Origin of the sequence: Shinella sedimenti (genome assembly GCF_022601905.1) — a bacterium.
In the GTDB taxonomy this organism is placed as follows: Bacteria; Pseudomonadota; Alphaproteobacteria; order Rhizobiales; family Rhizobiaceae; genus Shinella; species Shinella sedimenti.
The window spans coordinates 159,258-178,361 of the sequence record NZ_JAKVIN010000001.1; the positions used below are offsets into that span (position 1 = coordinate 159,258).

Annotated in this window: 14 protein-coding genes; 6 read left to right on the plus strand and 8 right to left on the minus strand. The window is 62.9% G+C overall.

What is annotated here, in order from left to right; genetic code table 11:
- Positions 1 to 165: 165 nt before the first annotated feature.
- Both MKI86_RS00805 and MKI86_RS00810 read left to right on the plus strand, forming a co-directional pair.
- Positions 166 to 1,971, plus strand: coding sequence for an extracellular solute-binding protein (locus tag MKI86_RS00805; RefSeq protein ID WP_241597722.1), 1,806 nt, complete (start codon positions 166 to 168; stop codon positions 1,969 to 1,971).
- Between the two features lie 113 nt (positions 1,972 to 2,084).
- Positions 2,085 to 2,756, plus strand: a complete 672-nt coding sequence (locus MKI86_RS00810) for a DsbA family oxidoreductase (protein ID WP_241595882.1) — start codon at positions 2,085 to 2,087, stop codon at positions 2,754 to 2,756.
- Positions 2,757 to 2,764: 8 nt separating this feature from the next.
- Here MKI86_RS00810 and MKI86_RS00815 read toward each other — a convergent pair whose 3' ends face one another.
- Genes MKI86_RS00815 through MKI86_RS00825 form a run of 3 tightly spaced genes read right to left on the minus strand, consistent with a single transcriptional unit; the run spans position 2,765 to position 7,258 of the window.
- Positions 2,765 to 3,406 (minus strand): glutathione S-transferase family protein, encoded by a 642-nt coding sequence (locus MKI86_RS00815; protein ID WP_241595885.1) that lies wholly within the window; start codon positions 3,404 to 3,406, stop codon positions 2,765 to 2,767.
- Between the two features lie 31 nt (positions 3,407 to 3,437).
- Positions 3,438 to 6,953 (minus strand): transcription-repair coupling factor, encoded by a 3,516-nt coding sequence (gene mfd / locus MKI86_RS00820; RefSeq protein WP_241595888.1) that lies wholly within the window; start codon positions 6,951 to 6,953, stop codon positions 3,438 to 3,440.
- Positions 6,950 to 7,258: a succinate dehydrogenase assembly factor 2 gene (locus MKI86_RS00825; RefSeq protein ID WP_241595891.1), complete on the minus strand. Its 309-nt coding sequence runs from the start codon at positions 7,256 to 7,258 to the stop codon at positions 6,950 to 6,952. Before MKI86_RS00825 ends, mfd begins: the two co-directional genes overlap by 4 nt.
- Before the next feature lie 109 nt (positions 7,259 to 7,367).
- Here MKI86_RS00825 and recG point away from each other — a divergent pair, with 109 nt between their 5' ends.
- Both recG and MKI86_RS00835 read left to right on the plus strand, forming a co-directional pair.
- Entirely contained in the window at positions 7,368 to 9,530 is a 2,163-nt protein-coding gene (gene recG, locus MKI86_RS00830) for an ATP-dependent DNA helicase RecG (protein WP_241595896.1), read from the plus strand.
- Between the two features lie 75 nt (positions 9,531 to 9,605).
- Positions 9,606 to 9,821, plus strand: a complete 216-nt coding sequence (locus tag MKI86_RS00835) for a hypothetical protein (RefSeq protein WP_241595900.1) — start codon at positions 9,606 to 9,608, stop codon at positions 9,819 to 9,821.
- 123 nt (positions 9,822 to 9,944) lie between these two features.
- On the opposite strand, the gene MKI86_RS00840 is transcribed toward MKI86_RS00835, so the two are convergent.
- The 5 genes from MKI86_RS00840 to MKI86_RS00860 all read right to left on the minus strand — a co-directional run bounded on the left by MKI86_RS00840 (position 9,945) and on the right by MKI86_RS00860 (position 15,891).
- Complete coding sequence (locus MKI86_RS00840) at positions 9,945 to 10,649, minus strand: DUF502 domain-containing protein (RefSeq protein WP_241595903.1); 705 nt, start codon at positions 10,647 to 10,649, stop codon at positions 9,945 to 9,947.
- A gap of 35 nt (positions 10,650 to 10,684) precedes the next feature.
- A complete protein-coding gene (locus MKI86_RS00845) occupies positions 10,685 to 10,840 on the minus strand; it encodes a hypothetical protein (RefSeq protein WP_241595906.1) in 156 nt (51 codons plus the stop codon).
- Positions 10,837 to 12,663, minus strand: coding sequence for a glutamine--fructose-6-phosphate transaminase (isomerizing) (gene glmS, locus MKI86_RS00850; RefSeq protein ID WP_241595909.1), 1,827 nt, complete (start codon positions 12,661 to 12,663; stop codon positions 10,837 to 10,839). The genes MKI86_RS00845 and glmS overlap by 4 nt, the downstream gene beginning before the upstream one ends.
- Before the next feature lie 123 nt (positions 12,664 to 12,786).
- Positions 12,787 to 14,166: a bifunctional UDP-N-acetylglucosamine diphosphorylase/glucosamine-1-phosphate N-acetyltransferase GlmU gene (glmU, locus tag MKI86_RS00855; RefSeq protein ID WP_241595912.1), complete on the minus strand. Its 1,380-nt coding sequence runs from the start codon at positions 14,164 to 14,166 to the stop codon at positions 12,787 to 12,789.
- A 78-nt stretch (positions 14,167 to 14,244) separates the two neighbouring features.
- The gene (locus MKI86_RS00860; protein ID WP_241595916.1) at positions 14,245 to 15,891 is read right to left on the minus strand and encodes a Na/Pi cotransporter family protein; all 1,647 of its coding nucleotides are present in this window, start codon (positions 15,889 to 15,891) and stop codon (positions 14,245 to 14,247) included.
- Between the two features lie 282 nt (positions 15,892 to 16,173).
- On the opposite strand from MKI86_RS00860, the gene MKI86_RS00865 reads away from it, so the two are divergent.
- Together MKI86_RS00865 and trpD are read left to right on the plus strand one after the other, a co-directional pair.
- Complete coding sequence (locus tag MKI86_RS00865) at positions 16,174 to 18,063, plus strand: peptidylprolyl isomerase (protein ID WP_241595919.1); 1,890 nt, start codon at positions 16,174 to 16,176, stop codon at positions 18,061 to 18,063.
- Positions 18,064 to 18,078: 15 nt separating this feature from the next.
- Positions 18,079 to 19,101, plus strand: coding sequence for an anthranilate phosphoribosyltransferase (trpD, locus tag MKI86_RS00870; protein WP_241595922.1), 1,023 nt, complete (start codon positions 18,079 to 18,081; stop codon positions 19,099 to 19,101).
- Positions 19,102 to 19,104: the final 3 nt, after the last annotated feature.

The following is a 19,104-nucleotide window of genomic DNA, read 5'->3' on the forward strand; positions in this document are numbered from 1 at the left end:
CGCTTCGGTGAACCCTGTTACATCGCGTCGCGCCGGATATCCAGTCTTTCCTTGCGAAAATCCGGCGCACACGCCATTTCCCACCGCCGCCATGCTGCTGCCGCGCATGCAGGCAGTATAATAGGGAGAATCATCCTGAAGTCACGGGAGTCACACGTGCGCCTGATCCTAACCGCCCTCGCCGCCTGCACGATCGGCCTTGCCGCCGCTTCGGTGGAGGCCGCGCCCGTGCACGGCATCGCGATGCATGGCGAGCCTGCCCTGCCGGCGGACTATACGCACTTTCCTTACGTCAATCCGGCCGTCAAGAAAGGCGGGCGCATCGCCTATGGCGTCGTCGGCACTTTCGACAATCTCAATCCGTTCATTCTGAAGAGCATGCGCACGACGGCGCGCGGCATGTGGGATCCCGAATTCGGCAACCTCGTCTACGAATCGCTCATGCAGCGCTCTCGCGACGAAGCCTTCACCATGTATGGCCTGCTCGCCGAAACCGTCGTGATGGACGACGACCGGACCTTCATCCAATTCAACCTCAACCCAAAGGCACGTTGGGCGGATGGAGAGAAGGTGACCGCCGACGACGTGATCTTCAGCTTCGAACTGCTCCGCGACAAGGGCCGCACGCCCTTCAACCGCCGGCTCGACGGCGTCGAGAAAATGGAGAAGGTCGGTGAAAACAGCGTGCGCCTCACCTTCAACGACAAGGCCGACCGAGAGACGCCACTGCTGATCGCCGGCTATTCGCCGATCCTGCCGAAGCATGCCATCGACGTCGAGACCTTCGACCGCACGTCGCTTTCGCTTCCGATCGGCTCCGGTCCCTACAAGGTGAAGGCGGTCAGGCCCGGCGAAAGGATCGTCTACGAGCGCAATCCCGACTATTGGGCCAAGGATCTCCCGTCCAAAGTGGGTTTCGACAATTACGACGAGATTTCGGTTGAATACTTCCTGCAGGACAATTCTCTGTTCGAGGCCTTCAAGAAGGGCGAAATCGACCTCTACCAGGAGGGGAGCCCGACGAAATGGGTGCGCAACTACAATTTTCCCGCCATCGCATCCGGTGACATTGTAAAGGACGCGGTGAGCCCGAAGACGCCATCCGGCATGTTCGGCTTCGTCTTCAATACGCGCCGACCCGTCTTCCAGAATAAGGAATTGCGCAAGGCCCTGACACTGGTCTTCGATTTCGAATGGGTGAATCGCAGCCTTTTCGAGAACGCCTACAAGCGCACGCAGAGCTTCTGGCAGAATTCCGATCTCAGCTCGATGGGCGTGCCCGCCGATGACCGTGAGCGGGCGGTGGCGGGAGCGGCGCTCGAGAAGATAGAACCGGATATCCTCGCCGGCACGCATCTCCTGCCGACCACGGATGGCTCGGGGCGGGACCGCAAGGTGCTGCGTCTGGCGATGGATTCGTTCATTGAGGCCGGCTACGCCATCAAGGGTGGCCAGATGGTCGACGCGAACGGGACGCCGCTCACCTTCGAAATCATGACGCAGAACGCCGATCAGGAGAAGCTCGCACTCGCCTACCAGCGTTTTCTTGCGGCGCTCGGCGTGAAGGCCGGTATCCGGACGGTGGATGATTCGCAGTATCAGAGCCGCAGCCAGACCTTCGACTATGATGTGATCATCAAGTCTTTCCCCTCCTCGCTTTCGCCCGGACGCGACCAGATCAGCTACTGGAGTTCGACGACGAGTGACTTTCCCGGAAGCTCGAACTTTGCGGGCGTGGCCGATCTGGATGTCGACCGCTTCATAGATGCGATGCTGAACGCGCGCTCCGCCGAGGATTTCCGCTCGGCCGTGCGTCTGCACGACAGGATGCTGCTTTCAGGCTACTATGTCGTGCCGCTCTACCATCTCGGCGAACAGTGGGTGGCGCATTCCAAGCGCATCCAGCGACCGGAAAAGACCCCGCTCTACGGTTTCCAGTTCCCCGTATGGTGGGACGCACGCGCACAGTAAAGGGGTGATCCCCAGAATTAGGGTTCCCTCAAGGTAACCTGTTGAAACAAGCGGCGCACGAGCCTATGTCGGCGCATGACCGGATCGTTACTGCGTCTCGAAAGGAAAACCGGATGGAAGCCATTACAATCGATGTCGTTTCGGATGTCGTGTGCCCTTGGTGCTATCTCGGCAAGAAGCGGCTCGACCAGGCAATCGAGAATGTCAGGGACGAGCTCGGTGTCGCGGTGACGTTCCGCCCCTATCAGCTCAATCCTGACCTGCCGCCGGAAGGCGTCGATCACAAGGCGCATCTTGCGGAAAAACTCGGCGGCACCGATGCAGTGGAACGGGCGCATGATACCTTGACCGAGCTTGGCCGGCAGGACGGCATCGCCTTCGATTTTCCGGCCGTGAAGATCAGCCCGAACACGCTTGATGCGCACCGCCTTCTGCGCTGGGCGATGATCGAGGGGCCGGAGGTACAGAACCGCGCGGCTCTCGGCCTCTTCAAGGCCTATTTCGAGGAAGGCCGTAATGTCGGTGACCGGGCCGTTCTGCTCGACGTGGCGGAAGCAGCGGGGATGGACCGCGCCGTGGTGAAAGCCCTGTTTTCCGCCGGCGCCGACGTCGATTCCGTCACTGAGGAGATCGGCATGGCGCGTGACATGGGCGTCTCCGGCGTGCCCTGCTTCATCATCGACAATAAATATGCCGTCATGGGCGCGCAGTCCGTCGATGTACTGACCAATGCCTTCCGCGAAATCGCAGCCATGAAGGCGCAGGAGCGCATTGGGAAGAACTGAAATCCAGGCTATGTCAGCGCAGCAACCACGGACGGTCGGGCGCTGATCGTTTCCCACCAGGCGAACAGGCTGGGGAATTGAGCCAGCATCGCAGCCCCGTCCGGGGGCCGTTGAAACAGATCGAAGATCGGTGCGGCGTGGAAATCGGCAAGAGAGGGCGTTTCGCTGGCGAGCCAGGGCCGGTCTCTGACGAGATCTGATAGCGCGGTAAGAACGCGACGGGCTTTCTCCAGCCCGTCGGCGATTCTTGCCTCATCAGGGCGCTGTCCTTCCGGCGGCTCCACGCGCTGCAAATAGACGTCCCAGACCATCGGCCCGTAGGCATAGTTGTCCAGCATGGCGACGATCTGGTTCATGCGAGCACGTTCGCGGGGTGCTTGCGGCTGAAGCACAGGTCCGTCGAAGCTCTCATCGATATAGCGAGTGATGGCGGTGGTCTCGTAGAGATCGAAACTGCCATGCGCAAAGGCAGGGATGCGGCCGAAGGGATGGCGAGCAATGTTATCCGCCGGCAGACCTTCCTGCGCGAAGACATCGACCGGCACGAGATCATAGGCGACGCCCTTCTCGGCCAGCACGATGCGCACGATCCGCACATACACGCTGTAGCTAGCGCCGTACACGACGGCCCTCTTGCCGATATCGGACATCACGCCCTCCGCGACCGTTTGATCCTGTTTGTCAGGCCGCACCCTGTTTTGCGAGGCCTGCCAGTTGCGTCATGACCTGTGCGGCTCCGGTCAGGCGACGTTCCGGGGTCGGATAATCGCGGGACAGGAAGAGGCTCTGGTCAGGCCTGATCTTCGCCAGCGTGCCTTGCTTGGCGATATAGCCGACAAGCGCCGCAGGATTGGGAAATTCCTTGTTGCGGAACTGGACGACAACGCCCTTCGGACCGGCATCCAGCTTCTCGACATTCGCAACGCGGCACAGCGACTTGATATAGACGATCTTGAGAAGGTGCTGAACCTCGATGGGCAGAGGACCGAAACGGTCGATCATTTCCGCGCCGAAGGCATCGATATCGGCCAGTTCCGTGATCTCGCCGAGGCGACGGTACAGGCCGAGGCGCAGATGAAGGTCAGGCACGTAATCGTCCGGGATCATGACGGGCGTGCCGACGGAGATCTGCGGCGACCAGCCGCTGTCGGCAACCTCCTCATCGCCCTTGATCTCGGCGACAGCCTCTTCCAGCATCTGCTGATACAACTCGAAACCGACTTCCTTGATGTGGCCGGACTGCTCTTCGCCGAGCAGGTTTCCGGCGCCTCGGATATCGAGGTCGTGGCTGGCGAGCTGGAAGCCAGCACCCAGCGTATCAAGCGATTGCAGCACCTTGAGACGGCGCTCCGCCGTACCCGTCAGCGTGCGATTGACCGGCAGCGTGAGCAGAGCGAAAGCACGAACCTTGGAGCGCCCGACGCGGCCGCGCAGCTGGTAAAGCTGGGCAAGGCCGAACATGTCGGCGCGATGGATGATCATCGTGTTTGCCGTCGGCACGTCGAGGCCCGACTCGACGATGGTCGTCGAGAGCAGCACATCGTAGCGGCCTTCGTAGAAGGCGTTCATGATGTCTTCGAGCTCGGTCGCCGGCATCTGGCCATGGGCGACGGCGACCTTCAGTTCCGGCACGTCCTGGCGCAGGAAGTCATGGATTTCCGAGAGGTCGCTCAGGCGCGGGCAGACGTAGAAGCTTTGGCCGCCGCGGTAATGCTCGCGCATCAGCGTCTCGCGGATCACGAGCGGATCGAAGGGCGAAATGAAGGTGCGCACCGCCATACGGTCGACCGGCGGCGTGGTGATGAGCGAGAGCTCGCGCACGCCGGTCATTGCAAGTTGCAGGGTGCGTGGGATCGGCGTTGCCGAAAGCGTCAGCACATGCACGTCGCTCTTCAGCTCTTTCAGCCGCTCCTTGTGCTTCACGCCAAAATGCTGCTCCTCGTCGATGATGAGCAGGCCGAGATTGGCAAACTTGATCGACGAGCCCAGCAGCGCATGAGTGCCGACGACGATATCCGTCTTGCCCTCGGACAGTTCCTTCTTCGTCAGCGCCAGCTCCTTTGAGCCCACGAGGCGCGAAGCCTGCTGCACGCGGATGGGCAGGCCGCGGAAGCGGTCCGAAAAAGTCTTGAAATGCTGACGGGCGAGCAGCGTTGTCGGCACGACGACGGCGACCTGCACACCGTTCATGGCGGCGATGAAGGCGGCACGCAATGCCACTTCCGTCTTACCGAAGCCAACGTCGCCGCAGACAAGGCGGTCCATTGGGCGACCGGCACCGAGATCGTCGCGCACGGCATCGATGGCATTCGCTTGATCGTCGGTCTCGTCGTAGGGAAAGCGCGCGGCGAACTCGTCATAGACGCCTTCCGGCGTGCTGAGCACCGGCACATGGCGCACGAGGCGCGCGGCGGCGATCTGGATCAGTCCGCCGGCCATGTCGAGCAGGCGCTTCTTGAGCTTGGCCTTGCGCGCCTGCCAGGCAACGCCGCCTAGCTTGTCGAGCAACGCATCCGTACCCTCCCCGCCATAGCGCGTCAGGAGATCGATGTTTTCGACAGGCAGGAAGAGTTTCGCCTCGTCGGCGTAGACCAATTCGAGACAGGCATGCGGCGCGCCGGCAGCCTCGATGGTGCGAAGACTCACGAACCGGCCGATGCCATGCTCGGCATGCACGACGATGGAGCCCTCGTCGAGCCCGGCGACCTCCGTAAGGAAATCCGCGCCGCGCTTGCGCCGCTTGGCACGCCGCACCATGCGGTCGCCAAGAATATCCTGTTCGCCGATAACGACGATGTCGCCCGCTTCGAAGCCGCTTTCCAGGCTGAGCACGGCAGACCCTGCCTCACCCGGCTTTAGCTTGCGCAGATCGGAAAACTTCTCCACCGCCACGACATTGCCGAGACCGTGCTCGGCCAGGACCTGCAGAAGGCGGTCGAGCGAACCTTCCGACCAGCCTGTGACGAGAACCTTGGCGCCCGACGCGCGTCTGTCGGCGATGTGTTTGACTGCCTGATCGAAGACGTTGACGCGACCGCCGTCGGCGTCCTCGCTGCCGGCGGGCCTTGCCCAGCGCTGGCCAGGGCGAGCCTCGATGGTCACGACCTGTCGCGCCTCGCCTTCATGTTCGTTGAAGGGAGACAGGCGAATGGCAGCGCGCTCGTCGAGTTCGCGGGCAAAGCGTTCCGCGCCGAGATAGAGCTGGCCCGGCGGCACCGGCTTGTAGGGTGTCGCCTGCGCCACTTGCCCCTTGCCGGGCGTGGCGGAAGCGAGGCGCGCGTCGTAATAGTCGCGCACGAGCCGAGAACGCTCGACCGCGGCCTCACGTACGGTGTGGTCCGTGACGATACGGAAGCCGGCGAGATAGTCGAAGGTGGTTTCCAGCTCGCCATAAAACAGCGGCAGCCAGTGTTCCATGCCCGCATAGCGCCGGCCCTCGGAGACGGCCTGGTAGAGCGCATCGTCGCGCGTGGCGGCACCAAAAGACGACAGATATTGCTTGCGGAAATGCGAGATGGTTTCCGGCGTCAGCGTCACTTCGCTCATGGGATTGAGATCGAGCGAGCGGGCCTGCCCCGTCGTGCGCTGGCTGGCGGGATCGAAAGAGCGAATGCTTTCGAGCGTATCGCCGAAGAAGTCGAGGCGCACGGGCTCGAGACTGCCAGGCACGAAAACATCGAGGATGCCGCCGCGAACGGCGAATTCGCCCACCTCGCGCACGGTCGCGACACGGTCGAAACCATTGCGTTCCAGCCGCGCGGCGATGTCGTCCATGCGGACCTGGTTGCCGGGCTTGGCGGAGAAGGCGAGGCTTTCGATGGTCGTGCGCGGCGCCGTCTTCTGCAACATCGCATTGACGGTGACGAGCACGATCGCGGCATGCGGCTTCTTCTGGTGGGCGATCAGCGCCGAAAGCGCCGAAAGGCGGCGGGCGGAGACATCCGCACTGGGGGAGACGCGGTCATAGGGCAGGCAGTCCCAGCCGGGCAGCGTCAACACTGGAATGTCGGGTGCCACGAACCCCAGCATCTGCTCCAGATCGGAAATGCGCTGGCCATCGGACAGCACATAGGCAACCGGACCGGACTTGCGCGCCAGGTCGGCCAGGATCAACGGCTCGACGCCCGATGGCACCGCGCCGATGGTCAGCGGCCTGTCGGCGGCGGCGATGCGTTCAGGAGAAAAACCGGGAATCATGCGCGGTCGTCTTTAAAGAGCGGGGAAAAATCGGGGCGGTAGGCGGCGATGCGCGGAAAGAGACCGTCACGGAAATCGTCAGGCACGGGCTTTTCCCCCGTCACCCACTTGATGAGGTCGTTATCCTCTTCGGCCATGATGCGCTCCAGCTCATCCAGCTCGGTATCGGACAGCGTCTCGATCTCCGCGTCCGCAAAGGCGCCGAGCACCAGATCCATCTCGCGGATACCGCGATGCCAGCAGCGGAAGAGGATGCGCTTGCGGCGCGGGTCGATATCGGCACTCGAGCGTGTCGTTCCCGTCATGATCGTCCTCGCCTTTCTGGTATCGCAAAGAATTTTGCGCTTCTATAGACCGGCAAAAGCCGCTTGTCAGCCTTGCCAAAGACACCATCTCCGGCGATTTTGGCGCCCCATGAGACCCGCCCTGCTCGATCCACTCTTCGCACCGCTCTCCACGCTTCCCGGCATCGGCCCGAAGCTGGGGGAACTCTTCGCGCGCCTTCTCGGCCAGGAAAGCATCGAGGACTGCCGGGTTCTGGATCTCGTTTTCCATTTTCCGCATTCCATCGTCGACCGGCGCAACCAGCCTGGCATCGCCAATGCGCATGAGGGCGTCATCGTCACGATCACCGGCCGCGTGGATCGCCATCAGCCGCCGCCACCGGGCAAATCGAGCATGACGATCACCGGCCGCGTGGATCGCCATCAGCCGCCGCCACCGGGCAAATCGAGCATGCCCTACCGTGTCTTTCTTCACGACGAGACCGGCGAACTGGCACTCACCTTCTTCCGCGCCAAGGGCAACTGGCTGGAAAAATCGCTGCCGATCGATGAAACCGTCGTGGTCAGCGGCAAGGTCGACTGGTTCAACGGCCGCGCCTCCATGGTGCATCCCGACTATATGGCGCGGCTCAGCGACGCCGACAACGTGCCGCTTGTCGAACCGGTACATGGCCTCACCGCCGGCCTCACCTCCCGCGTTTTGCGCAAGGCGGTGGAAGCGGCGGTGGCCCGCGTGCCGCACCTGCCGGAATGGATCGATCCGGCGCTCGCGCAGCGGCAGGATTTTCCGACGGCCTTCGATGCCATCCACCGGCTGCACGATCCGCGCGACGAAACGGACCTCGCCCCCCAGTCGCCAGCCCGACGCCGGCTTGCCTATGACGAATTTCTGGCGGGCCAGATTTCGCTCGCGCTGGTTCGCCAGAAGCTGCGCAAGGTCGCAGGGCGGCCGGTCATCGCGACCGGTGCTCTCAGCCGCCCCGTCATCGACGCCCTGCCCTTCTCGCTGACCAACAGCCAACAGGTGGCGATTGGGGAGGTGCTCAAGGATATGGCCGGCGAGCAGCGCATGCTGCGGCTCCTGCAAGGCGATGTCGGCGCCGGCAAGACAGCGGTGGCGCTGATGGCGATGCTCGCCGCCGTCGAATCCGGCGGGCAGGCCGTGCTGATGGCCCCAACCGAAATACTGGCGCGCCAGCATTTTGCGACACTGTCCAAAATGGCTGCACCGGCCGGCTTGTCCATAGATGTGCTGACGGGCCGCACCAAGGGTCGCGAGCGCGACGCCATCCTGGAACGCATCGCCTCGGGCGAAACGCAGATCGTCATCGGCACACACGCCCTCTTCCAGGACAATGTGGCCTATAAGGACCTCGTTCTGGCCGTCGTGGACGAGCAGCACCGCTTCGGCGTGCACCAGCGCCTGCGCCTGACAGCCAAGGGCATCTCGCCGCATATGCTGGTCATGACGGCCACGCCGATCCCCAGAACACTCGTTCTGGCGGCGTTCGGCGACATGGACGTGTCGAAGCTGACGGAAAAACCCGCCGGGCGAAAGCCGATCCAGACCGTCGTCGTCGCGCAGGAGCGCGTCGGGGAGATCGTGGATCGTCTGCGGGCCGCACTTGCCGAAGGCAAGAAGGCTTACTGGATCTGCCCGCTCGTCGAGGAATCGGAAGAAAGCGACCTCATGTCCGTCGAGGAGCGGCATGCGACGCTTGCCAGCATCTTCGGTAACGCCGCCGGGCTTGTCCATGGCCGCATGAGCGGACCGGAAAAGGACGCCGCCATGCTCGCCTTCAAGAGCGGCGAGACACGTCTTATAGTGGCGACAACGGTCGTGGAAGTCGGTGTCGACGTGCCCGATGCCTCCATCATGGTCATCGAGCACGCCGAGCGCTTCGGCCTCGCCCAGCTCCACCAACTGCGCGGGCGCGTGGGCCGCGGCGAGGAGGCGTCGAGCTGCATCCTGCTCTACAAGGGCCCGCTCAGCGAGAATGGCCGGGCACGGCTTTCCATTCTGCGCGAGACGGAAGACGGGTTCCGCATCGCGGAGGAGGACCTAAAGCTGCGCGGCGAAGGCGAGCTTCTGGGGACGCGGCAGTCCGGCACGCCGGGCTTCATCGTCGCCAGCCTGGAAGCCCATGGCGACCTTCTCGAGATCGCCCGCAAGGACGCTGCCTATATCCTGGAGCGTGATCAGGAACTGACCAGCGAGCGGGGCGAAGCGATCCGCACCCTGCTCTACCTCTATCGTCGCGACGAGGCGATCCGCTTCCTCAGGGCCGGCTGACCACAAAATCGTGATTTCGCCGATAGGGCTCGTGAAGGCATACTTCTCCGGCACAAGCGAAAAAGGAGAAATGCCATGAAGACAGTTCTCGCAGTCGCAGCAGTATTCGGGCTTTCGGCATCCGCCGCCTTCGCGGATTGCGCCTGGCACAACAAGACGTCCGCCGCGGCCGACGTCGACAAGACGATAACAACCGCCAGCGTTGTTACGACGGAAAAGCAATCCCGGCTTCCGGCAGATGCAGATACACTCCGTTTGGATGACCGCAAGGATGCGGCATCCGCGGAATAGGCTCCATAGGTTAGCTTTGACGACCACGGTGTTCGGCTGGTGTCATCCATCCGGTACTATCATGAGCTTGGTCATATGACGTTCATGTTGTGGATTAACGACTGACGTCAAGTGCTGGTTATGTCAGCTTTTCTTGCGATCCTTTGATTTCGCCTTGCTCTCCGGCTTCACGGCGGGAAGCGACGCTCCTTCCGGCGGCGTTACAAGGCCGACGGAGATGACGAGTTTCGCGGCGTCCTCCGCGCTCATATCGAGCGGCACGATCTTTTCTCTTGGAATATAGACGAGCCAGCCGGCGGTCGGGAACGGCGTTGGCGGCAGGAAGCAGGCCACCATGTCCTTGCCCATGGAGCGGAACTTGGTGGCGATCTCGCCGCGCGCATCGGTGGCCACGAAGACGATCGACCAGAGGCCCGCGCTCGGATACTCGATCATCGCAGCCTTGTTGAAGGAGGTGCCCTTGTCCTTCAGAACGGTCTCGAAGATCTGCTTGAGGCTCTTGTGGACGGTGCGCACGAGCGGCGTGCGGTTGAAAAGCCCGTCCCCGAACTCGACGATCGAGCGGCCGATAAGGTTCTTGCCGAGAAATCCGATCAGCGTGATCAGCACCAGCGCGATCAAGAGACCGAAACCGGGAATGGCGAACTGAAGATAACTCTCGGGATTATAGCGTGCGGGAATATAGGGTTTGACCCAGCTATCCGCCCAATGAATGAACGTCCAGGTCAGCCATATGGTGATGGCGATCGGCGCGCATATGACCAGGCCGGTCAGGAAATTGTTGCGCAGCCGCGTGGGCAGCGACGGTCTCGGGAGGGGTTCGGTCATCGAATATCCAGCGTGTGGCGAGCGCGGGAGGCCGCTCAGCCATAGAATGCCGGATGATAGGAAACCGTTCCGCCGCCGTAAACCTGTGAAAACGCCAGGTGCAGGAAATACTCGGGCGGCACGCCATCGACCCGAAGGGCGGGATCCGCAACGAAGCCCACATCGGCGGGCCGCTCCGGCCTGACGGTCATTCCACCGTCACTGACTTGGCGAGGTTGCGCGGCTGGTCAACGTCCGTGCCCATGAAGACGGCCGTGTGGTAGGCCAGCAGCTGGATTGGCAGCGAATAGATCATGGGCGCGATCACCTCATCGACATCGGGCAGCACGATGGTCGCCATTGTTTCCAGCTTGGAGGCCGCAGCCCCCTTCGCATCGGTGATGAAGATGATCCGCCCGCCGCGTGCGGCCACTTCCTGCATGTTGGACACCGTCTTCTCAAAGAAGCGGTCATGGGGGGCAATGACGATGACGGGCATGTTTTCGTCTATCAGCGCGATCGGCCCATGCTTCAGCTCGCCGGCGGCGTAGCCTTCGGCGTGGATGTAGGAGATTTCCTTGAGCTTCAACGCGCCTTCCATGGCCAGCGGATAGCTGGTGCCGCGGCCGAGATAGAGCACGTCCTTGCACTTGGAGAGATCGCGCGCCAGCTGCTCGATGGATGGCTGTATGGTATTGAGCACGCTGGCCATGATTCGCGGCATTTCAGCAAGGTTTCGGACGAGTGCCTTCTCCTCCGCCTGCGTCAGCGTTCCGCGCGCCTTGCCGGCGCCGATGGCGAGTGCAGCGAGCACCGTCAGCTGGCAGGTAAAGGCCTTGGTCGAGGCGACGCCGATTTCCGGGCCTGCGAGGATCGGAAAGACGGCGTCCGATTCGCGGGCGATGCTCGATTCTCTCGTATTCACCACGGCGCCGATCTTCAGCCCGTGCTCCTTGCAGTACCGCAGCGAGGCGAGCGTGTCGGCAGTCTCGCCGGACTGCGAGATGAAGAGCGCGGCGGATGCCGGATTCAGCGGGATTTCGCGATAGCGGAATTCCGAGGCGACGTCGATTTCGACCGGCAGGCGCGCATAACGCTCGAACCAGTATTTGCCGACAAGACCCGCGAGATAGGCGGTGCCGCAGGCAGAAATGGCAAGGCTCGGGATCTTGGCGAAGTCGATGCTGCCGGCGACAGGGCGAACCGTATGCTCCAGGAAATCGACATAGTGGCCGAGCGCGTGGGATATCGCCTCCGGCTGCTCATGGATTTCCTTTTCCATGAAGTGACGGTGGTTGCCCTTGTCGATGAGATAGGCGGCGGCCGAAGAAATCTGCTTCGGGCGCTCGACGCGGTTGCCGTCCATATCGAAAATATGGGCGCCGTCGCGGCCGAGAATGGCCCAATCGCCATCGACGAGATAGCTAATCTCGTTGGTGAAGGGGGCAAGCGCGATGGCATCGGAGCCCAGGAACATCTCCCCATGGCCGTGGCCGATTGCCAGCGGCGGGCCACTGCGGGCCGCCATGATGGTGGACGGATCGTCCGCGAAAATCACGGCAAGCGCATAGGCGCCGGTCACCCGACGCAGCATTGCATGCATCGCCTCGCGGCGGCCGAGGCCATCGCGGCGATATTTCGCGAGCAGTTGGGCAACAACCTCTGTATCCGTCTGCGTGGAGAAAGTCGCGCCATCAGCGATCAGCTCGTCCTTGAGTTCCGAGAAGTTCTCGATGATGCCGTTGTGGACGACCGCGACGCCATCGACGAAATGCGGATGGGCATTGCCTTCCGTCGGTGCGCCATGCGTGGCCCAGCGCGTGTGGGCGATGCCGATCGTGCCGGCCAGCGGCTCCTCGGCAAGGCGCTTCTCCAGGTTGAACAGCTTTCCCTCGGCCCGGCGACGGGCGAGCGCGCCATCGACGATGGTCGCAACGCCGGCGGAATCGTAACCTCGGTATTCAAGGCGCTTCAAGGCATCGACCAGCCGGCCCGCGACAGGCTGATTTCCGACGATACCGACAATTCCGCACATGGCCCGCTCCGCGTTCTAGAGATGCTTCGATTGCGCTCTGTCGTAGAGTTTTTTCATCGCCGCGCAACAGATGCGCACTCACTTTCGATTGCAATCGTTAATGTGGGCGCGCCCACATGTACGTCAGCGGGCGTCCTTCTTCTTCGCGTCCTTGATCGCCTGGTTGCGCTCGCGGATCAGAACGGCCCTGCCCTCCTTGTTTTCCTGGCGCGCGCGGCCGAAGGCGACGGCGTCGTCGGGCACATCGACCGTGATGACACTGCCAGATGCGATATAGGCGCCGTTGCCCACCGTCACGGGTGCGACGAGCGACGTGTTGGAGCCTATGAAGGCATCGGTACCGATGCGCGTGATGTGCTTGTTGATGCCGTCATAGTTACAGGTAATCGTGCCCGCGCCGACATTGGTGTGTGCGCCGATGAAGGCATCACCGATATAGCTGAGATGATTGACCTTGGCCCCCGCGCCGACCTCCGCCTTTTTGATCTCGGTGAAATTACCGACCTTGGAGCCAGCTCCCAACTTGGCGCCGGGCCGCAGGCGGGCATAGGGGCCGATCTCGGCATCCGCGCCGACATGTGCGCCTTCGAGGTGCGAGAACGAATGGATGACCGCACCGCTCTCGACCGTCACGCCCGGACCGAAGACGACGTTCGGTTCGATGGTCGCATCGCGGCCGATCTCGGTGTCATAGGAAAGGAAGACCGTTTCGGGCGCGATCATCGAGACGCCCTCGATCATCATGGCGTGACGGCGGCGCTGCTGCCAAAGTCGCTCGATGACGGCAAGCTCGGCGCGCGTGTTGCAGCCCGTCAGTTCCTCCTCTGGCGCCGCGACCGCGATGGCGCGGCCAGCGGAGGCGCGCGCGACTTCAACGATATCGGTCAGGTAATATTCGCCCTTGGCGTTTTCATTGCCGATTAGGCCGATCAGCTCGAGCGCCTTGCGGCCGTTGACCGCCATCAGGCCACCATTGCAATAGGTGATGGCGCGCTCGGTATCGGTGGCGTCCTTATGCTCGCGGATGGCCAGCAGTTCACCGTTTTCCACGATAAGGCGGCCGTAGCCAGTTGGATCGGCGGTCTCGAAACCGATGACGACGACATCCGCCCCGTCAGCCAGCCCTTCGCGCGCCGCAATCAGCGGCGCTTCGGTAATGAGCGGCGTATCGCCGAAAACAATGAGCAGGTCATCATAACCGCGGGCGATGGCGTCGCGAGCGGCCAGCACGGCATGCGCCGTGCCGAGGCGCTCCGTCTGGATATGCACGGTGCTTTCCACCGCGGCGTTCTTCGCCGCGGCCTCGACCTTCTCCGCATCGCGGCCCAGCACCAGCGCGATATCGGCGATACCGGCCCGCGCCAGCGCGTCGACCACATGGGCGATCATCGGGCGGTTTGCGACCGGATGCAGCACCTTGGACTTCGAGGACTTCATCCTCGTGCTTTCACCGGCGGCCAGGATAACGGCCAGGCAAGTGCGCTTCGTCCGGTCTGCGGTCATGGGAATCCCTCGTTCAGGCGTCTTCGATGGCGTTCCTTAGCAAAAAGCGATGAGAAGACACAAAAGGATTTCGCACGATCAGCTGGTGCTGCGCAGGCGGCTTTCCGTCAGCAATCCGCTTTCGTCCAGGATCGGATAAGCGACGGAGACGAGGTGCGCGTTGACGCGCTTGAGGTCGCGCAGCATGTCGAGATGCAGCGAACTGGTCTGGAGGCTGTCGAGACGGCCATCACGCAACCGTTCCAGATGGCGCTCTGAGGACTGCTTCTCCATGCGGCGCACATCGACCTTCACCTCTACGAGTTGGCGCGCCAGCGCGGAATCGCGCGTGACGAAGATGGTCTGGGCGATGCGCAGGTTCTCGATGGTCAGGTTGAAGAGATTGGCCAGCTCCTTGTAGCCGTCCTCGGAAAATTTCAGGCCGTTGACGACCTTCTTGCGGACCTGCTCCTGCAAGCCCTTCTCGATAATGTCGCCGACATGCTCGAGGTTGATCGCGTAGTCGATGATGACGATCGACCGCGCCGCGCACTCGCCGTCCACGCCCTGCCGCCCGAGCCGCGAAAGATATATCTTCACCTCCTGCTGAAGCCCGTCGACCTGCTGCTCCAGGTCGCCGATATCCTTGAGTGGCGTCAGATTGTTGTCGTTGAAGGCACGCATGGTGCGGATCAGCATGGCCTCGATCAGGTCACCGACACGCAGTACTTCGCGGGTTGCACCGGAGAGCGCGACGACCGGGCTGGAGAGCGCGGAATCCTCCAGATATTTCGGCCCGGTTTCCTCCGGCTTGTCATCGGGCACCAGTTTTTCCATCAGCCGCGAGAGCGGCCCGGACAAAGGCCAGAGCACAAGCGCCACGACGAGGTTGAAGGCGAGATGAACATCGACCGGCAGCTTCGCCGCCGGCACGGGCAGGAGCGCAAGCAGGTCAGCCACCTGCCCGGCAAACGGCAGGACGACAAGGCAGCCCGCGCCGCGCACCAGCAAATTCCCGAGCGTCACGCGTCGCGCGGAGGCAGCAGCCCGGAGCGTTGCGATGACCGGCGGCACGGCGCCGCCGAGATTAGCGCCGAGCACGAGGATCACCGTCAGCGCCGGCGACAGGATGCCCATGGCCGAAAGCGACAGGATGAGCACGACGACTGCCAGACTCGACGAGGACACGATGGCAAGCACGGTGGAAAAAGCCAGCGCCGCCGGCCATGCACCATCCAGTAGCGTCAGGAAGGCCGCGAGCGCCGGCGACTGGCGCATCGGCTCCGTCGCAAGGCTGAGAAGATGAAGCGACAGCAGCATGAGCCCGATACCGACCAGTGCCGAGCCCAGACCCTGACGCGCCGTCGACCCCGTGGACTTGTAGAACACGACACCGACGAGAATGATCAGTGGCGAGATCGACTCGATTCCCGTCGCGACCAGCCAGGCGGTGACGGCGGTGCCGACATTGGCTCCGAGCAGCACGATCTGCGCCATGCGCGCCCGAACAAGGTTCTTTTCCACGAAAGAGGCGATCATGAGTGCCGTCGCCGTCGAACTCTGCAGCGCGACGGTCGCAGCGAAACCGGCGAAAAACGAACGGAAAGGCCCACGCGTGCCGAGTGCCAGGCCCGAGCGCAGCTTGACGCCGAACGCGCGTGTCATGCCGTCCTTGACCAGCGCGAGGCCGAAGAGCAGCAGCGCGACAGCGCCGAAAAGGTTGATCATGACGATCGTGGATTCCACGTCTTCAGTCTCCTTGCACCCCGCCGATCATGGGACTCATCGGGCTGAACGTTCATCCGAACACGAATCTTTCGATTATGACAGCGCCAGGCGATCGGAATCCGGTAATAATTTCAGGAAATTTTATTTTGCCGGCGAAGAATATCGACAGCGTCACGCCGATTTGCGCCATCGGTCGATTTTGGCGGAAATTGCGGAAGTCCGCGGACTTCATTTCCCGAGAACTTTCCGTTATGAGACGATCTCCGGCCGCATGGCCGCCGAGATGAGGAAATGTAGACGATGCTCGAAGCCCTGAGACGCGCCGCCCAGACCTGGGTGGCAAAAGCCCTGCTGATCGTTCTGGTCGGTTCCTTTGCGATTTGGGGCGTTTCGAGCTCGATCGTCACAGGCGCGTCCAATGCTGTCGTAACCGTAGGCGACGTCAAGGTTTCGCCGACCGATTTCCGCCTTGCCTATGAGCGGCAGGTCGCCACCATGTCGCAGCGCTTCGGCATGCGGCTCAACGCAGAGCAGGCCCGCGCCTTCGGCGTCGAGAACCAGATCTTTGCCGAACTCGTTGCTGGCGCTGCGCTCGACCAACTGTCGCGCGACATGAATCTCGGCCTCTCCGAGGGCCGCCTTGCGCAGCTGATCGCTGACGACCCGGCCTTCCGCGGCGTCAACGGCCAGTTCGACCGCACCGCCTTCTCCGCCATCCTGCGCAATGCAGGCCTGCGCGAAAACGACTATATCAACAACCGAAGCCAGGTCGCGATACGCACCCAGGTCGTCGAGGCGGTCTCGGATGGTTACAAAGCGCCTGAAACGCTTCTCGAAGCGCTTCGCCAGTACCGCGGCGAGGCCCGCTCAATCGATTACCTTATCCTCACCAATGCCAATATCGATCCGGTGAAGGCGCCAGGCGACGATGTGCTGGCGCCATGGTTCGAGCAGAACAAGGCAAAGTATCGCGCGCCTGAATACCGCAAGTTCGTCTATGTCTCGCTTGAGCCGGAAGACATCATGGACACGGCAGCCATCACCGACGAGGCGGTGAAGGCTGATTACGACAAGAACGTCGACAAATATCGCACGCCGGCCACGCGCACGATCGAGCAGCTCAGCTTCTCCGACCGTGCAGCCGCCGACGCCGCGGCCGCCAAGCTGGCAGCCGGCACGACCTTCGATGCCCTCATCGCGGAAGAAGGCAAGACGGCCGCAGACGTGCTGCTTGGCGACTTCACGCAAGCCAATGTACCCGACCAGAAGCTCGCCGCCCCCGCCTTCGCCGTAACCGCAGACGGCGGCACGACCCCGGTGATCGACGGCACGTTCGGCCCGATCATCCTGCGCATCACGAATATCCGCCCGGAAACCGTCAAGAGCTTCGACGAGGTCAAGGACGAGCTTCGCAACGAACTGGCGCTCAACGAGGCAGCCCAGGGCATCCTCGCTGTCCACGACCGCATCGAGGACAGCCGCGCCGATGGCATGACGCTCGCGGAAGCCGCCGCCAAGAACAACCTCAAGGCCGTAACGATCGAGGCCGCCGATGCGCAGGGCAACGATGCCAAGGGCGAAGAGATCACCGGTATTCCGGAGAAAGCGGCCCTGATCGGAGAGGTCTTCAAGACCGATGTCGGAATGGAAACGTCCCCGGTCAATATCGGCCGCGAAGGCTACGCATGGTACGAAGTGCTCGATATCGTGCCGGAGCGCGACCGTACGCTCGACGAGGTCCGAGACCGCGCCGTCGCCGACTGGACGGCAGAACAGCAGCGCCAGGCTCTCGGCAAGAAGGCCGAAGAACTTGCCGAGCGCGTGCGCAAGGGCGGTGATCTCGCCGCAATCGCGGCCGAACTCGGCATGGTCGTCGAGACGAAGGCGGGCCTGCATCGCGGCGCGCAGGATGCCGTCCTGAGCCCGGCCGCCGTTGCGGCAGCTTTCGGCGGTCCGGTTGGCCACGTCGCCAACACGCCCGGCGTCGATGGTGAAGGCCAGATCCTTCTGAAGGTCACAGAGGTGAACACCGATGCCACCACCGACGCGCTGTCCAATGACGCACAGCAGATCGAGGCTGTTGCCCGTGTCAGCGGCGACGACATCCTCGACCAGATGGTCAGTGCGCTTCAGACGTCCTATGGCGTCTCCATCAACCGGACGCTCGCCGAACAGAGCATCACGCGCTGAGGGAGACGCAGCCGCATGTCCGACCTGAAACCCTATATCGCCAAGGTCGCCGCCGGCGCCTCCCTTGACCGGGAGGAGGCGCGCGGCGCGTTCGAGATCATCATGTCGGGCGCGGCCACGCCATCGCAGATTGGCGGTTTCCTCATGGCGCTACGCGTGCGTGGCGAGACCGTCGACGAGATCTATGGCGCAGTCGGCTCGATGCGTGCGCGCATGCTGCCGGTGGACGTGCCGGCTGACGCCATCGACATCGTGGGTACGGGCGGCGATGGCGCCGGCACTTACAACATCTCAACGCTTGCGGCGATCATCGTGGCCGGCGCAGGCGTGCCCGTCGCCAAGCACGGCAACCGCGCACTCAGCTCCAAGTCAGGCACGGCGGACGCCCTCTCCTGCCTTGGGGTAAAGCTCGATATCGGCCCGAACGACATTGCGCGCTGCGTGCACGATGCCGGCCTGGGCTTCATGTTCGCGCAGTTGCACCATCCGGCAATGAAGCATGTCGGCCCGTCGCGCGTCGAACTGGGAACGCGCACGATCTTCAACCTGCTCGGCCCGCTTTCCAATCCCGGCGGCGTCAAGCGCCAGCTGCTCGGCGTCTTCTCTCCTCAGTGGCTATTGCCGCTGGCCGAAGTCATGCGCGATCTCGGTTCGGAAAGCCTGTGGGTCGTGCACGGCGAAGGACTCGATGAGATCACTACAACAGGCACGACGCACGTCGCGGCTCTGGAGGACGGGAAGATCCGCACCTTCGAGCTGACACCCGCCGATTTCGGCCTGCCACAGGTGACGCTCGACGATCTCAAAGGTGGCGACGGCGCGCACAATGCCGCGGCGCTTCTGTCCGTTCTGGGCGGCGCACATATGCCCTATCGCGACATCTCGCTCGCCAATGCCGCCGCCTCGCTCGTCGTTGCCGGCAAGGCTGAAACGCTGGCAGATGGCATGAGGCTTGCGACCGAATCTCTCGAAAGCGGCCGCGCCCGCACCGCCCTGGAACGCCTCGTCACGGTTTCCAACGAAGCCGCGGCGGGTTAGGAT

Coding starts and splice junctions, on each gene's coding strand:
- MKI86_RS00825 (WP_241595891.1), bottom strand. CDS start 7,258: ATGACGGGAACGACACGCTCGAGTGCCGATATCGACCCGCGCCGCAAG.
- glmS (WP_241595909.1), bottom strand. CDS start 12,663: ATGTGCGGAATTGTCGGTATCGTCGGAAATCAGCCTGTCGCGGGCCGG.
- MKI86_RS00815 (WP_241595885.1), bottom strand. CDS start 3,406: ATGTCCGATATCGGCAAGAGGGCCGTCGTGTACGGCGCTAGCTACAGC.
- glmU (WP_241595912.1), bottom strand. CDS start 14,166: ATGACCGCAGACCGGACGAAGCGCACTTGCCTGGCCGTTATCCTGGCC.
- recG (WP_241595896.1), top strand. CDS start 7,368: ATGAGACCCGCCCTGCTCGATCCACTCTTCGCACCGCTCTCCACGCTT.
- MKI86_RS00865 (WP_241595919.1), top strand. CDS start 16,174: ATGCTCGAAGCCCTGAGACGCGCCGCCCAGACCTGGGTGGCAAAAGCC.
- MKI86_RS00810 (WP_241595882.1), top strand. CDS start 2,085: ATGGAAGCCATTACAATCGATGTCGTTTCGGATGTCGTGTGCCCTTGG.
- trpD (WP_241595922.1), top strand. CDS start 18,079: ATGTCCGACCTGAAACCCTATATCGCCAAGGTCGCCGCCGGCGCCTCC.
- mfd (WP_241595888.1), bottom strand. CDS start 6,953: ATGATTCCCGGTTTTTCTCCTGAACGCATCGCCGCCGCCGACAGGCCG.
- MKI86_RS00845 (WP_241595906.1), bottom strand. CDS start 10,840: ATGACCGTCAGGCCGGAGCGGCCCGCCGATGTGGGCTTCGTTGCGGAT.
- MKI86_RS00835 (WP_241595900.1), top strand. CDS start 9,606: ATGAAGACAGTTCTCGCAGTCGCAGCAGTATTCGGGCTTTCGGCATCC.
- MKI86_RS00840 (WP_241595903.1), bottom strand. CDS start 10,649: ATGACCGAACCCCTCCCGAGACCGTCGCTGCCCACGCGGCTGCGCAAC.